At 68.5% G+C, this 14,621-nt stretch carries 10 protein-coding genes and 1 pseudogene; 9 read left to right on the top strand and 2 right to left on the bottom strand.

The genetic code is table 11. From position 1 onward, the window contains the following. Positions 1-3: 3 nt before the first annotated feature. The 8 genes from ACOBQB_RS07435 to ACOBQB_RS07400 all read left to right on the top strand — a co-directional run bounded on the left by ACOBQB_RS07435 (position 4) and on the right by ACOBQB_RS07400 (position 8,637). Positions 4-930, top strand: a complete 927-nt coding sequence (locus ACOBQB_RS07435) for a hypothetical protein (RefSeq protein WP_423589752.1) — start codon at positions 4-6, stop codon at positions 928-930. Next, positions 927-3,128 carry a hypothetical protein gene (locus tag ACOBQB_RS07430; RefSeq protein WP_423589751.1) on the top strand — a complete coding sequence of 734 codons (2,202 nt, stop codon included), beginning with the start codon at positions 927-929 and terminating at the stop codon, positions 3,126-3,128. Before ACOBQB_RS07435 ends, ACOBQB_RS07430 begins: the two co-directional genes overlap by 4 nt. Beyond that, entirely contained in the window at positions 3,125-4,009 is an 885-nt protein-coding gene (locus ACOBQB_RS07425; RefSeq protein ID WP_423589750.1) for a hypothetical protein, read from the top strand. The genes ACOBQB_RS07430 and ACOBQB_RS07425 overlap by 4 nt, the downstream gene beginning before the upstream one ends. Positions 4,010-4,227: 218 nt before the next feature. After that, a complete protein-coding gene (locus ACOBQB_RS07420; RefSeq protein WP_423589748.1) occupies positions 4,228-4,470 on the top strand; it encodes an S-type pyocin domain-containing protein in 243 nt (80 codons plus the stop codon). After that, complete coding sequence (locus ACOBQB_RS07415; protein ID WP_423589747.1) at positions 4,457-6,496, top strand: hypothetical protein; 2,040 nt, start codon at positions 4,457-4,459, stop codon at positions 6,494-6,496. Before ACOBQB_RS07420 ends, ACOBQB_RS07415 begins: the two co-directional genes overlap by 14 nt. 12 nt (positions 6,497-6,508) lie before the next feature. After that, on the top strand, positions 6,509-7,237 hold the full coding sequence (locus ACOBQB_RS07410; RefSeq protein WP_423589745.1) for a hypothetical protein: 729 nt from the start codon (positions 6,509-6,511) through the stop codon (positions 7,235-7,237). Continuing rightward, positions 7,234-7,506: a DNA-binding protein gene (locus tag ACOBQB_RS07405; RefSeq protein WP_423589744.1), complete on the top strand. Its 273-nt coding sequence runs from the start codon at positions 7,234-7,236 to the stop codon at positions 7,504-7,506. The genes ACOBQB_RS07410 and ACOBQB_RS07405 overlap by 4 nt, the downstream gene beginning before the upstream one ends. Before the next feature lie 24 nt (positions 7,507-7,530). Next, positions 7,531-8,637 (top strand): hypothetical protein, encoded by a 1,107-nt coding sequence (locus ACOBQB_RS07400; RefSeq protein ID WP_423589743.1) that lies wholly within the window; start codon positions 7,531-7,533, stop codon positions 8,635-8,637. 83 nt (positions 8,638-8,720) lie between these two features. On the opposite strand, the gene ACOBQB_RS07395 is transcribed toward ACOBQB_RS07400, so the two are convergent. Both ACOBQB_RS07395 and ACOBQB_RS07390 read right to left on the bottom strand, forming a co-directional pair. Continuing rightward, a complete protein-coding gene (locus ACOBQB_RS07395; RefSeq protein WP_423589741.1) occupies positions 8,721-10,250 on the bottom strand; it encodes a helix-turn-helix domain-containing protein in 1,530 nt (509 codons plus the stop codon). A gap of 544 nt (positions 10,251-10,794) precedes the next feature. After that, positions 10,795-11,700 (bottom strand): hypothetical protein, encoded by a 906-nt coding sequence (locus tag ACOBQB_RS07390; RefSeq protein ID WP_423589739.1) that lies wholly within the window; start codon positions 11,698-11,700, stop codon positions 10,795-10,797. Positions 11,701-11,855: 155 nt separating this feature from the next. On the opposite strand from ACOBQB_RS07390, the pseudogene acnA reads away from it, so the two are divergent. Then, a pseudogene (gene acnA / locus ACOBQB_RS07385) lies at positions 11,856-14,569 on the top strand (aconitate hydratase AcnA). The last annotated feature ends 52 nt before the right edge of the window (positions 14,570-14,621 follow it).

The following is a 14,621-nucleotide window of genomic DNA, read 5'->3' as shown; positions in this document are numbered from 1 at the left end:
GACATGCACGAGTCCGACCACAGCGCATTGCCCCGGCCGATCCACGGCCAGTACACCCGAAGCCGTCCGCTGCCTCCCTATCGGGGTGTCCTGGCCGTGGATGCCAAGGACTTCACCGGCCGCCCGGCGATCGAGCACGAAGCCGTCAGCCGCGCCGTACCGGAACTGCTCAAGACCGCGCTCTCCAAGGCGGAGCTGCAAGATCTCTGGTGCGACCGCAAATTCCCGGCTTCGACCGGTGACGGTTACGTCTTCGGATTCGACCCCACTCGCATGCCCTTCGTGATCCATCCGTTCTTGCTGTCGCTGCAGGACGTACTGACCGACTTCAATGTCCTGTCCCACGGTGCAGTGCCCATCAGGCTCCGAGTGAGCCTGCATGTCGGCCCGTTGCCCGATACGGGCGACGAGTTCGGCGGGAACGGGACAGCGCGCAACGACACGCACCGTCTGCTCGACTCGCGCCCCGTCAAGGCCGTGCTCGCTTCCCACAAGGAGAGCATCACGCACGTAGCGGCCATCCTCTCCGACCGCTGCTATGAAGACGCTGTCGCCAGTAGGTACACCGGGCGTCACCCGGACCACTTCGTGGAGGTGGCTGCGACGGTCGACGGCAAGCCGTTCTCCCAGCGGGCCTGGATCTACGTGCCCCAACCTTCCGGTCCCCTGTACGAAGAGCCCTCTGGTGCCGCTCCTCCGCCGGAGCCCGCGCAGGAGACGGCCAACTCGCTCGAACGCGACGACGTGCGGACTCCTCGTGTGCGGAACAGCGCACCCCACGGCAACGTCAACACCGGCACCGTCCATGGCGGGCAGAGCGTGGGAAACCACCATGTCGCCGGTGATCACGTCCAAGGCAACAAGGCGGGCCGTGTCCGCGGTTTCCAGGGGGACCAAGTACGCGGCAACAAGTACCAGGGGCGGCAGTGACCGTGGACGACGGGGTGCGGCCGGGGGAACCACCCGGCCCGACATCAGCCGCGCCCAAACCCTCATCACCAGCCGATCCGGAGCCGGTGTCCAAGGGCTCGCCGCTCCGCCCAGAGGGCGAGCTCGACGTCTCCGAACTGATTGAAGTCATCGGCGGTGCCGCCGGCGGTGCGGGCCCGTTCGTGTACGCCCCGCACGGAAACGTCAACACCGGCTCTGTGCACGGCGGTCAACGCGTCCACAACGCGTCCGGGAAAGAGGGGCGAAGGCAGCGACAGGGCAGAGTCCGCGAAGGACCTGTCCCGGAGGCGGAAGTCCTGGCCGCCGCCTTCGGGTTCGCGCGACCCGACTGGTTCGACACCGCCAAGAAGGCTTTGGATCAGGGGCCGCTCTTCCTGGCGGGAAGGCCGGGGTCAGGTCGTCGCACCGTGGCGCTCAACCTGCTGCACGAGAGCTGTGGGGAAGGGGCATCGCTGCGGGCGCTCGACAGCGTCACTGAACTGGACCGCTGGGAGCCCACTGACGCGTCGGCACGTGGCTACCTGATGGACGGCCTGTTCCCGTCCCGGTCCCTCGGTCCGGGGGTGCTCGGGCATGTGCGCTCGCTGCTGGAGAAGGCCGGGGCCCGCATGATCATCGTGTTGCCCGACGACGCGACCCTGCTGCGTCGCCTCGAAGAGGACCTCCACGTCAGGCCCACCATGTGCGTGCCCCCACCTCCCGCCCTGGTGTTCGGCAGTTGCCTCGAAGCGATGGTGCCGGAGCAGCGGGAGCGCGAGCGTCTGCTGTCGGCGCTGAGCCGGTCACACGATCTGGGTGACCTGCTGGTCCCCGAGCTGGTGCCGACCGAAGTGGTGGAGTTGGTGACGGCCATCGTGGCGGCCGACGGCGACCCGAATGCGCTGACCGATCTCGGGGCCCGGCTGAGCCACCGGGTGGAGCAGCAAGTCCCCGAACTCATCGCGGGGTTGTGCGACGACCCCGATGCTCTGGCCTTCCTGCTGGCTGCCTGCGTGTACGAGGGTTTGGACCACCGTCTCGTCAGGGAGGAAGCCGATCGGTTGTTGAAACTGGCTGACGGCCGTCTGACGGCCGTGGTGTCAGGGGCGGACCCGCAGAGAGCCGAGAAGGCTGATCGGCCCAACCCGGACTTCGTCTTCCGGCGTTCCCTGACGGAACTTCTGCACGCCATTCGCGCTGTGCGGCGAGAGCGCGAGATTCGCACAGAGGGAGCGTACGCGCACAGTGTGGAAGGAGTCGTGTTCGTCAGACACCGGCAGGCCGAGGCGGTACTGAGGCATGTGTGGCGGGAGTACGGACAACTGTCGGAGCTTCTGGTCGAGTGGCTGCGGGAAGTGGACCGCTCCAGCGAACTCACCCGGCCGGTGGGCCGGCTCATGGGCAAGGCGGCGATGTGGGGAGGCGGACGGCGCGCTTTGCGGCACATCCAGGCTCTCGCCACGTCGGAGCGTACGACCAGCCGTCTCATCGCGGCGACCGCGCTGGGCGTCGCCGCCGAGGACCCCGTACTTGTCGCGGAGGTGCGTTATCGCCTCCAACGGTGGAGTACGGCCGCCGATGTCCGTCTGCGGACGACCGTGGCGTACGCCTGCGGTGCGGAGTTCGGGCTTTCCCGTCCGGATTTGGCCCTGCGTCTCCTGCACACTCTCCTTCTCGGCGCGCGGGGCCATTACGTCGACCAGGCCCGCGAGGACGATGCCAGAGCCCTGCTGGCCGTGAGGGTGGCGATCTTGAGCCTCTTCCAGGCCGGCCACGAAGAGAAGGTGTTCGGCCGCCTGGTCCAGTGGCTGGGAGCGGAACGGGGTGACACGGAGCGACTGCTGTCAGTGTTCGGCCAGTTGCTGCAGTCTCCGCAGTGGTTCATACAGAAACTCGGCAATGAGGCCCCGGAATCCGAGTCTATCGTTGAAACCATTCGCCACGCCTTGAATACGGAAAGCTCGTACGACGCGACATGTCTGGAATTGCTGCGCTGGGCCGAGTGGGGGCGCTCGGATGAAACGCTGTTCCGGGCGGTCGAGAACCTGTTTGCCGCCTTGTCCGATTCCATGCGATTCGGAGAGTTCCGTTTGTTCGTGGAAATGGATGAGAGAGGCGCGGACGACTGGCCCGGTCTGAGCGCGGCGCGAGCTTCACTGAATGCGTGGCGGGCCGGCGAACAGTGGGAGACAGCATGAGCGACGATTCACCCGAGCGTCTCTATTTCCGCACCGCTAAGCCGTCCTGGCGGGAAATCCTCCGGCACCGCTGGTCCGCAGTGGGGGACTGGTCGCTGGTACTCAGGAACTCGACCGGGGATTACTTCTTTCTCGGCCGTCGTGGGGACCCGGAGGACACCGGGGCGTACATGCCCGTGCCGGACGAAGCGGCGGCCCCCGGCCTGGGCGGGGGCTACACCGATGCCTTCCGGGTGGACGCCACCGAACACGTGGACACGCGGGCGGTCGGCCTTCCCACGGTGTACGGAACGGAATCGGTCGACCTGTGGGTGACGTGGTGGGTCCACGATCCCGTGCGTGTCGTACGCACAAGGACCCTGCACGGCTGGCAAGTGGTACGGACCCGCCTCACAAGCGCACTGCATCATTTGGCCGAGGCGCAGGCAGCGGCCGGCAGTGGGCTGGGAGCTCCGGAGATCATGCAACACCTCGGGGTACCGCAGCGCCTGGAGGACACGGGTCTGAGTTACCGGGTGTTCGACGTACGCCTCCGGGAAACCGGTGAAGAGCTGCTCCTCGGCAAGGACGAGAGTGAGGGAGTCCGCTATTCCTGGACGACCAGTCGACGCGGCGAGTACGAGTTCTGCCTCCAGGCGCTTCACGCGGGGCCCGTGTCACTGGCGGCGCTCTGGCTGCTCAGGCACCCGGATCAGGTGCGCGAGGTCCTGGAGTGGGCGGTCGATCACCAGAACCTGCTGAGCCCTCCGCGCAGTGACTGGCAGGAGGAACTGGCCGTGCTGCTCGGTACGCTGACCGGTCAGGAGCGCAAAGAGATTTCCTGTCTTCTGCGCGATCGACTGTCCGCGCTTGGGCGCCGGGTACCTGGCGGAGCCATCTGACCCAAACGGCAGACAATCGAATAAGAGAGCGAGTGCGGTGCCCCCGGGTAGCGTGCTCGCTCTTTTTTGTCGCCCTTGAGGCAACCCGCCGATGTGACCGCAGTCACTTCTTTTCTGGGCCTCCGGAACGGACGCAGGGAAAGGCATGCGGGATTCTCAATGAGTCAAAAGGAGAGAGCCCGATCGATCTTCGGGGCGTTGAAGCAGGGGAGAGTGGCATGCGAGCAGAAAAGGCGCGCACAGACAACGTAATTGCGTTCGGCCGGCCGCGGGAGGACGCCGAGGCAGCAGACGCCCGCCGCGCGGTGACCGATGCCGACAGCGAAGTGGAAACCCCGCCTGCGATGGTTCTGAATGCCGAACGCGGCATCATCAACACCGGCATCGTCCACGGTGGTCAGTACGTCACCGCCATCGAGTTCTCCGACCACGCTGACGGTGGAGCCGATGGTGCCGTCTGAAACTCCCAAGACCGGTGACCTCGACGCCGTCATGGCAGCTCTGGGGGCCGTGACGGCCCGGGACCTGGTGGTCGTGGCCCCGCACGGCACCGTCAACACCGGCTTCGTGACGGGCGGTCAACGGCATTCGATGCCCGCCCCGACTGAGGGCGGCACCACCACAACGCCGATGCGGCAAGGTCCCGTACGGGCCAAGTACCTGAGGACAGCGAGACGGCGTTTCGTGCCGCCGCCATGCTTCACGGAGGCGCTCGCCGCTATCGATTCCGGCGTCGCAGTACTTCTCGGGGAGCCGGGGACCGGGCGTGAGACACATGCCCTCAATCTGCTGGCGCACGGCAGAGAGGAACCCGTCCTCGTCCAGGTGGACGGGGCCGTCAACCTCTCCCGGTGGGGGCCGCGGGCCCAGGGCGTGCACGGCTACCTGGTGATGGAACCCCCGGACCCGCTCGAGCTCCGGGCATGGGACCTGTCCCGCCTGGAGGCGCCTTTGGCCGAGGCAGGAGCGCATCTGGTCATCGTACTGACGGACGCCCCGGGCCTGGCGGGCGCTCTGAAGGATCACCTGGGTGTCCCGGTCGTGCGCCACCGTTCACCGGACCCGCGGAAGGTTTTTGCCGCACACCTCTCGGACGGCTGCTCGGAGGAGCCGCGACGTGCCCAGTGGCTGTTGGCGCTGGAATCGGGCCGGCTCGACGAGCTGTTGCCCGAGGGTCTTCCGCCCCGCCACGCGGCACAGGCGGCAGAAGCCATACTGCGGCCAGGTCTTGCGGGCGGAGCCTCCGGTGCCGAGGTCGTGCGTCACCTGGCACAGGCAGAGGGCCCCGAAGTTGTCGCTCGGGCGCAGTCGGACCCTGCTCTCCTCGCTCATCTGCTCTCCATCGGCGTCTACGGAGGCTTGCATCACAGCGTGGTGACGGAGCGGGCCGGTGACCTGCTGCGACTGGCGAATCCAGTGGGGGAATCGGGCTCCGTCGCGCAGGGTCCGCCCGGTCACTCGGTCGGCGGTAACCCTCAGCGGTCCTTGTCCGAGACCTTGCGGCTCCTCGGCGCGCACCGTGTGCAGAGTGTCGCGGAGAAGGTCACGGACACGGTGTCCCTTTTCTGGCCTGCTGTGAGTGAGGTGGTGTGGGAGGTCCTCTGTCGTGATCGCTCTGATCTCCTGCCTCTCCTGCACACCTGGCTCGCCGGTTCCGGCCCTGAAGGAGAAGAGATCGAACGGGCCGGCCGAGCGCTCGCAGCCGTCGCGGTGGCGACTGGTGGCCGGTCCCTGGACCTTCTGCGTGATGTGGCGACGTCCTCGTCACCCCCGGCCCCAGAGGTGATCGCATGCTGTTTGGTGGCGGCCGTTCAGAAGCCGGCAACGGCACGGACAGCGACCGACCTGCTCGAACAATGGAGTATCGCGCCCGAGCCGCCACTGCGTAAGGCTGTGGCGTACGCCTGCCACCCGGATCGCGGGCAGATCCCGGAAGAACAAGCCCTGCGTCTGCTGCACCAGCTTATGGAGACGCTGGATGACGACTCGGACGGCCTGTCCCTCGTCCCTGTCATCATCGCGACGCTGGTGCAGCGCTTCGAAGCCGGCGACTCCCGGGCCAGGGCGACCCTCCTGTGCCGCATGCGTGACTGGGCGGACCCCGAGACCGTCCCCGGTCTGCTGACGGCCTTCGCTTTTCCCGTGATCGCAGGCACAGACCGCGTGTGGTGGAGCGACGAGTTACTCGCAAGGGCCGAGTCGGCAGTGAACTCGGTTCAGCTGGCAGGGCATGCCTTGAACGAGTCGTCCACATTCGCGGCCATGCGAGACGTCCTCCTCACCTGGTGCTCCGAGGCGGACGGCACCGAGCACCCGGCTTGGGCACTGAACCTCCTCCTGGACGGCTTGGTGGCTGCCCGGCAACCCGGATTTCTCCGCTGGCTCCTGGCCGTCGACAGGGGCCCGGAGGCGATGCCCGGCAAGGAGCCAGCAGCTCGAGCGCTGGCCGCGTGGCGCAGTAACACCCCTGTCCTGACCAGCGATTGACCTGGAGATCCGATGCCACTTCCCTCTCACCCCGGAATCTTCACCGCCGTCGAGCGTCAGTGCGCCGACAGCGAGCCGACGCCCCCGTTACGCCTCTTTGACGGATCGGACCGGGGCGGCGTGCCGCTGAGCCTGGTACGGGCCCGCCAACTGCTGTACGACCGTACGGTGTGCTCCGCGACACGCATGGACCTCTGGCGCCAGGTCGCGGAGCGTGCCCGCTTCGTCGGTGACGGGTCCGACTGGCCGACGGCGGTCGTGTGGCTTGGGCTCCCGGGGCTTCGCAAGACCGCTTTCAACATCGCCTCGCGTTGCCGTGCGGAACGAAGCGACGTCGAGGCCGAACTCGTCACCTGCTACCTCGAAGAGCTGACGAAGGTCGAAGCACCCCACCCCGACCCTGGCGGAGCAGTGCTGCGTGCAGCCTGTTCGCGAACGTGGAGCGTGTGGCGCAAGGCTCGCCTCGAAATCGCCGTGGACGATGTGGAGAGCGCCGGCGGTCCCCGCGACGAGCCCGGCGCGCGGGGGTACTGGCAGGCAGACTACGAGCCGATCACGAGTCGGACCGGGCTCTCGGCCCCGGTGCGCATCACGGTTCCCGCTCACCGTGTCGAAGGAGTACGGCTCGGTGCGCTGGCGCAGGCCTGGGGTGCGGCCGACGCAACGGCGGGCGTCGGGTACTCCGGCCGGGGCCGCCAAGTCGCCAAGATCTCTCTTCGGCGCATGGGGAGGAGCACATGACCGACCGTGTCGAGTCGCCCCTCACTTTCCGAGAGATCTTCAACCTTCCGGTCAGCGTCAATCTGCGGACAGCCGCCCGGGCGTTCGGGATGTGCCTGGGCACCGCCTACCGGCTTGTCGCCCGAGATGCCTTTCCCTGCCGCACAGTCCGGGTCGGCCGGTGTCACCGGGTGCTCACCGTGGACCTTCTGCACGCTCTGGGAATCGAGGAGCGTCCGGTCTTCGCCGACGAAGTCGCCGACGGTGTGGCGCTCACCCTCTTCGACTGACCTCGCCTCTGCCCTGTCGGCCGTTTGGCCGCCGACAGGGCCACCCGACCTTTTCTGAAGGAGCCTGCCATGCCCACCTGTCTCGCGATCCACAGAACGACCACCAAGCCCTCCGAACCGGGCCTTTCGGGGGAACGGCCCCGGTCCACCGTCCTTTACGAGGACATCGTGCGGCCCGCGTGTGAACAGCTCGGTCTCACGTTTCTGCGAGCCGACAGCCTCACCGAGGCGGGCTTGCCCGCGGACCAGCTGCTGCGCATGCTCACGGAAGTGGACGTCGTCGTCGCGGACCTCAGCGGTTTCGACGCGGAGCTGTCCTTCGGGTTCGGAATGCGACACGCCCTCGGACGCTGCACCATCCATGTTGCGGATGAACCCGGGCGGTTACCGGCTTTCGGAACGGCGCCGAGCATCCCGTTCCCCAAGCAGCCCGACGACATCGCCACCACCCGTCGGCAGCTGATCGGGCTGCTGGCGACAGAGGCACTGTGCGGGCCTCCGGCTCATCCCGTGGACGTCACACCCGCGTCAGGTCAGGGGCCTGCCACCGAGGACGACAAGGATGACGAGGACGACGAGGACGGGCCCGGCCTCTTCGATCTCGTCGTCGAAGCCGAGGCACAGATGGAAGCCCTCTCCGGTGACATGGCCGATGTGGAGTCAGCCTTGGTGGACCTCGGGGAGATGATGGCTCTCATCGGCGAGGACATGGCCCGGGTCGGGCATCCCGGCGCTTCGATGGGCATGAAGATGGCCGTGGTCAACCGCCTGGCAAAGGCCCTGGACGGGCCGACCGAAGACCTGGAGGCGGCGGCCGGGCGCTTCGCGGAGCGCATGGGGGCCAGCGTCGACGCGTTGCGGATGTTCCTGGAATGGGCGCGCAGCACGCCACGCGCAGAATGGCCGGAGGGCGCGGACGGGGTGCTGGAGCAGGTTGTCACGGCTCCCTGGGAGATGCAGGCCGCAGCGGAGCCCTTCCACGAGGTGATGGCGCTGATCAGCATGTTTGGGGCGTCCAGCCGTCAACTGCGGCGACCCGCCAGGCGGATCACCACGGCTCTCCAGGCCATCTTCCAGAGCGTGTGTGTGCTCGAAGAGCTACAGAGCTTGGCTGTGGCCCTCAAGGAGTAACCGGGCCGAGGCCCAGAGCTGTCGTCGCCAACCCCGCTTCTGGCCTGCGCCGACACAGGCCAGGAGCGGGGGCGGCGTCCTGCTCAGATATCCCGGAACGTCTCGATCTGCGCCCCCACGGAGTTCAGCCGCTCCGCCAGATCCTCGTACCCACGGTTGATCACGTACACGTTGCGCAGCACCGACGTGCCCTCGGCCGCCATCATGGCGAGCAGGACGACGACGGCGGGGCGCAGCGCGGGCGGGCACATCATCTCGGCGGCGCGCCAGCGGGTCGGGCCCTCGACCAGGACCCGGTGCGGGTCGAGGAGTTGGAGGCGGCCGCCCAGGCGGTTGAGGTCCGTCAGGTAGATCGCGCGGTTGTCGTAGACCCAGTCGTGGATCAGCGTCTTGCCCTGCGCCGCCGCCGCGATGGCCGCGAAGAACGGGACGTTGTCGATGTTCAGGCCGGGGAACGGCATCGGGTGGATCTTGTCGATGGGCGCCTCCAGCTTGGAGGGGCGCACGGTGAGGTCGATGAGGCGGGTGCGGCCGTTGTCCGCCGGGTACTCCGGCGAGCGGTCGTGGTCGAGGCCCATCTCCTCCAGGACCGCCAGCTCGATCTCCAGGAACTCGATCGGCACCCGGCGCACCGTCAGCTTGGACTCCGTGACGACGGCGGCGGCGAGCAGGCTCATCGCCTCGACCGGGTCCTCGGAGGGGGAGTAGTCGACGTCGACGTCGATGGTCGGCACGCCGTGCACGGTCAGCGTGGTCGTGCCGATGCCCTCGACCTTGACGCCGAGCGCCTCCAGGAAGAAGCACAGGTCCTGGACCATGTAGTTCGAGGAGGCGTTGCGGATGACCGTCGTGCCGGCGCTGCGGGCGGCGGCGAGCAGCGCGTTCTCCGTGACGGTGTCCCCGCGTTCGGTGAGGACGATGGGCCGGTCGGGAGCCACGTCCCGCGCGACCTCGGCGTGGTACAGCCCTTCGGTCGCCGCGATGTCCAGGCCGAACCGGCGCAGCGCGATCATGTGCGGTTCGATCGTGCGGGTGCCCAGGTCGCAGCCGCCTGCGTACGGCAGCTTGAAGCGGTCCATGCGGTGCAGCAGCGGGCCGAGGAACATGATGATCGAGCGGGTGCGGCGCGCGGCCTCCGCGTCGATGGCGTCCATCTCCAGCCTGGCGGGCGGCACGATCTCCAGGTCGACGCCGTCGTTGATCCAACGGGTGCGTACGCCGATGGAGTTGAGTACCTCCAGGAGGCGGTACACCTCCTCGATGCGAGCCACCCGGCGCAGCACCGTACGGCCCTTGTTGAGCAGCGACGCGCAGAGCAGCGCCACGCACGCGTTCTTGCTCGTCTTGACGTCGATGGAGCCGGAGAGCCGGCGGCCGCCGACCACCCGCAGGTGCATCGGCCCGGCGTAGCCGAGCGACACGATCTCGCTGTCGAGCGCCTCACCGATACGGGCGATCATCTCAAGGCTGATGTTCTGGTTGCCGCGCTCGATGCGGTTCACGGCGCTCTGGCTGGTGCTGAGCGCTTCGGCGAGCTGCGTCTGCGTCCAGCCCCGGTGCTGTCGGGCGTCGCGAATGAGCTTGCCGATGCGTACGAGGTAGTCGTCTGCCATGTGCCGCAGGTTATCTCACATATGAGATGACGCGCGCGCTGGGGTGGGCCGTTCGGGGAGTGGTCCTCCGGAGGCCGCTCCCGGCAAGGGAGTTGCCGACGCGCGACGCAGGGCAGGCCGGGGCCCCGCCGCCGCCCGCGTCACTCGGGCGGCGGCCGCGCGTCCTGCCGACGACTGCGCGTCGGGCCCCACTCTGCCTCCGCCAGGCGTACGGCGCACCTCGACGGAGCGATATCGGCCACCGGACGGCACGTCATCGCCGCCCGGCAGCGCGAGATCGGCTGCACGCCGGTGCCGAAGGCGGCGTGGGCGGCGTATCGCCACGCACCGCCCAAGCGCCCAAGGCCCCCGTGAGCAGGGAAGACACCCGGCTGAAACTCTGCGGTGCGCGGCTGGGAGCGTCCTTCCTCGCGGCGGCCCGTCCGCCGGCCGAGGCCCTTGGCCGGTCCCCGGCCGACAGGGGGACGACCGGCCACTCCGAGCCACCCGCGAGCACCGCGCGCCGCTGCGGGAAACCGTGCGCCGTCTCGTCACGCTGCCGCCCTCAGCCCGCCGCCGGGTAGTCCGCGTACCCCCGCGCCCCGCCCTCGTAGTACGCCGCGGGGTCACCGGCGGCCAACGCGCGCCCCAGCGCGAACCGGCTGACGAGGTCCGGGTTGGCGACGAAGTGCCGGGCGAACGACACCGCGTCGGCGACTCCCTCCCGTACGGCCGTGTTGGCGCTCGCCTGGTCGAAGCCGTTGTTGACGATGAGCGGGCCGCCGAACCGCCGCCGGTGGCGGGCGAACACCGCGGGGTCCGCGACGTCCGAGGGATGCGCGAGGTCCGGGCCGCGCAGGTGCAGATAGGCCACCGGGTGGTCGTTGAGCGCGGTCACGAGTTCGTCGTAGTCGGCGAGCGTCGCCGCGTCGGCGGTGAAGCGCCCGCCGGTCCACCACGGCGAGAGCCGCACGCCCACGCCCCGGCGGCCCCACGCGCCCGCCGCCGCGTCGACGACGTCCAGCAGCAGGCGCCGCCGCCGCGCGCGGTCACCGCCGTAGGCGTCCGTACGGCGGTTGAGCCTCGGGTTGAGGAACTGGGCGAACAGGAAGACGCCGAGGGCACCGATCTCGACGCCGTCGAACCCGGCGCGCCGGGCGTTCTCGGAGGCCACGCGGTACTCCTCGACGGTCTCCTCGATATCCGCGAGGGTCATCGCGCGGGGCGTGACCGTCTCCTTGAAGCCGTACGCCGTGAAGGACCTCTCGCACGGGTCGACCGCCGAGGGCCCGGCGGGCAGGTCGCCGCCGAGGTGGTCGGGGTGGACCGGCGGCGGCTGCGCGCGCTGAACCTGACGCTGCTCCCGCCGACCGAGGACGGCGAGGCATCCGGGGGCGGGGCGGTGTCCGGGGGCGGCGCCCGCGTCCGGGGACAGCACAGAGCGACGTGCCTCGTCGTCACGCCGGGTCATGTACTAGAGTTATCTCGACATCGAGATATCTGCCGAGGCGCACCAGGAGCCGCCCCTCGGTAAGGGTTACCTAACTAAGCCTTACCTTAGCGGATCGACGAAGAGTCGTGGCGGCAGGATGTGCTGGAACGCGCACAAAAATGAAGGAGACTGTCGTGTCGGCGAACAGCTTCGACGCCCGCAGCACGCTGCGCGTGGGCGACGAGTCGTACGAGATCTTCAAGCTGGACAAGGTCGAGGGTTCCGCACGGCTCCCTTACAGCCTGAAGGTCCTCCTTGAGAACCTGCTCCGCACCGAGGACGGCGCGAACATCACCGCCGACCACATCCGCGCGCTCGGCGGCTGGGACTCCCAGGCGCAGCCGTCGCAGGAGATCCAGTTCACGCCCGCCCGCGTGATCATGCAGGACTTCACCGGCGTGCCCTGTGTCGTGGACCTCGCCACCATGCGTGAGGCCGTGAAGGAGCTCGGCGGCGACCCGGCGAAGATCAACCCGCTGGCCCCGGCCGAGCTGGTCATCGACCACTCCGTGATCGCCGACAAGTTCGGCACCGCGGAGGCCTTCGGCCAGAACGTGGAGCTGGAGTACGGCCGCAACAAGGAGCGCTACCAGTTCCTGCGCTGGGGTCAGACCGCCTTCGACGAGTTCAAGGTCGTCCCCCCGGGCACCGGCATCGTCCACCAGGTCAACATCGAGCACCTGGCCCGCACGGTCATGGTCCGTAACGGCCAGGCGTACCCCGACACCCTCGTCGGCACCGACTCGCACACCACGATGGTCAACGGCCTGGGCGTCCTCGGCTGGGGCGTCGGCGGCATCGAGGCCGAGGCCGCGATGCTCGGCCAGCCGGTCTCCATGCTCATCCCGCGCGTCGTCGGCTTCAAGCTGACCGGCGAGCTGAAGCCGGGCACCACCGCCACGGACCTCGTCCTCACGATCACCGAGATGCTGCGCAAGCACGGCGTCGTCGGCAAGTTCGTCGAGTTCTACGGCGAGGGCGTCGCCGCCACGTCGCTGGCCAACCGCGCCACCATCGGCAACATGTCGCCGGAGTTCGGCTCCACCGCCGCGATCTTCCCGATCGATGACGAGACGCTGAAGTACCTCAAGCTCACCGGCCGCTCCGAGCAGCAGGTCGCGCTCGTCGAGGCGTACGCCAAGGAGCAGGGCCTGTGGCTGGACCCGGCCGCCGAGCCGGACTTCTCCGAGAAGCTGGAGCTCGACCTCTCCACGGTCGTCCCCTCCATCGCCGGCCGAAGCGCCCGCAGGACCGCATCGTCCTCGCCAACGCCTCGGAGCAGTTCAAGATCGACGTACGCAACTACGTCGACTCCGTGGACGAGGCGGGCAAGGAGTCCTTCCCGGCCTCCGACGCCCCGGCCACCACGAACGGCGTCCCGTCGAACCCGGTCCTCGTGACCGCCCCCGACGGCTCGACGTACGAGCTGGACCACGGCGCGGTGACGGTCGCGGCCATCACCTCCTGCACCAACACCTCGAACCCGTACGTGATGGTCGCCGCCGCGCTCGTCGCGAAGAAGGCCGTCGAGAAGGGCCTGACCCGCAAGCCGTGGGTCAAGACCACCCTCGCCCCGGGCTCGAAGGTCGTCACCGACTACTTCGACAAGGCGGGCCTGACCCCCTACCTCGACAAGGTCGGCTTCAACCTCGTCGGCTACGGCTGCACCACCTGCATCGGCAACTCGGGCCCGCTGCCCGAGGAGGTCTCGAAGGCCGTCAACGACCACGACCTGGCCGTGACGTCTGTCCTCTCCGGCAACCGGAACTTCGAGGGCCGCATCAACCCCGACGTCAAGATGAACTACCTGGCGTCCCCGCCGCTGGTCGTCGCGTACGCCCTCGCGGGCTCGATGAAGATCGACATCACCACCGAGGCCCTCGGCGTCGACCAGGACGGCAACCCGGTCCACCTCAAGGACATCTGGCCCTCCGAGGCCGAGGTCAACGACGTCGTGGCGAACGCCATCGGCGAGGACATGTTCAACAAGTCCTACCAGGACGTCTTCGCGGGCGACGCCCAGTGGCAGGCGCTGTCCATCCCGACCGGCGACACCTTCGAGTGGGACGCGGAGTCGACGTACGTCCGCAAGCCCCCCTACTTCGAGGGCATGGCACACGAGCCGTCCCCGGTCGAGGACATCCAGGGCGCCCGCGTCCTGGCGAAGCTGGGCGACTCGGTCACCACCGACCACATCTCCCCGGCCGGCGCGATCAAGGCCGACACTCCGGCCGGCAAGTACCTCACGGAGCACGGCGTGCAGCGCCGCGACTTCAACTCCTACGGCTCGCGCCGAGGAAACCACGAGGTCATGATCCGCGGTACGTTCGCCAACATCCGCCTGCGCAACCAGATCGCGCCGGGCACCGAGGGCGGCTTCACGCGTGACTTCACGCGGGAGGACGCGCCGGTCTCGTTCATCTACGACGCCTCGCGCAACTACATCGAGCAGGGCATCCCGCTCGTCGTCCTCGCGGGCAAGGAGTACGGCTCCGGCTCGTCCCGCGACTGGGCCGCCAAGGGCACCGCGCTCCTCGGCGTCAAGGCCGTCATCGCCGAGTCGTACGAGCGCATCCACCGCTCGAACCTCATCGGCATGGGCGTCCTGCCGCTCCAGTACCCGGAGGGCATGTCGGCGTCCTCCCTCGGCCTGACCGGCGAGGAGACGTTCTCCTTCTCCGGCGTGACGGAGCTGAACAACGGCTCCACGCCGCGCACGGTGAAGGTCACCACCGACACCGGTGTCGAGTTCGACGCGGTCGTCCGCATCGACACGCCCGGTGAGGCGGACTACTACCGCAACGGCGGCATCATGCAGTACGTGCTGCGCAGCCTGATCCGCAAGTAAGCGGTAGCCGACGGCAGTTGAGGGCCGCACCCCGGTGTTCGTACGGGGTGCG

This window comes from Streptomyces sp. G5(2025) (assembly GCF_049542075.1).
Classification (GTDB): Bacteria; Actinomycetota; Actinomycetes; order Streptomycetales; family Streptomycetaceae; genus Streptomyces.
Note: the sequence above shows the minus strand (reverse complement) of the source record. Positions and strands in the feature narration are given on the sequence as shown.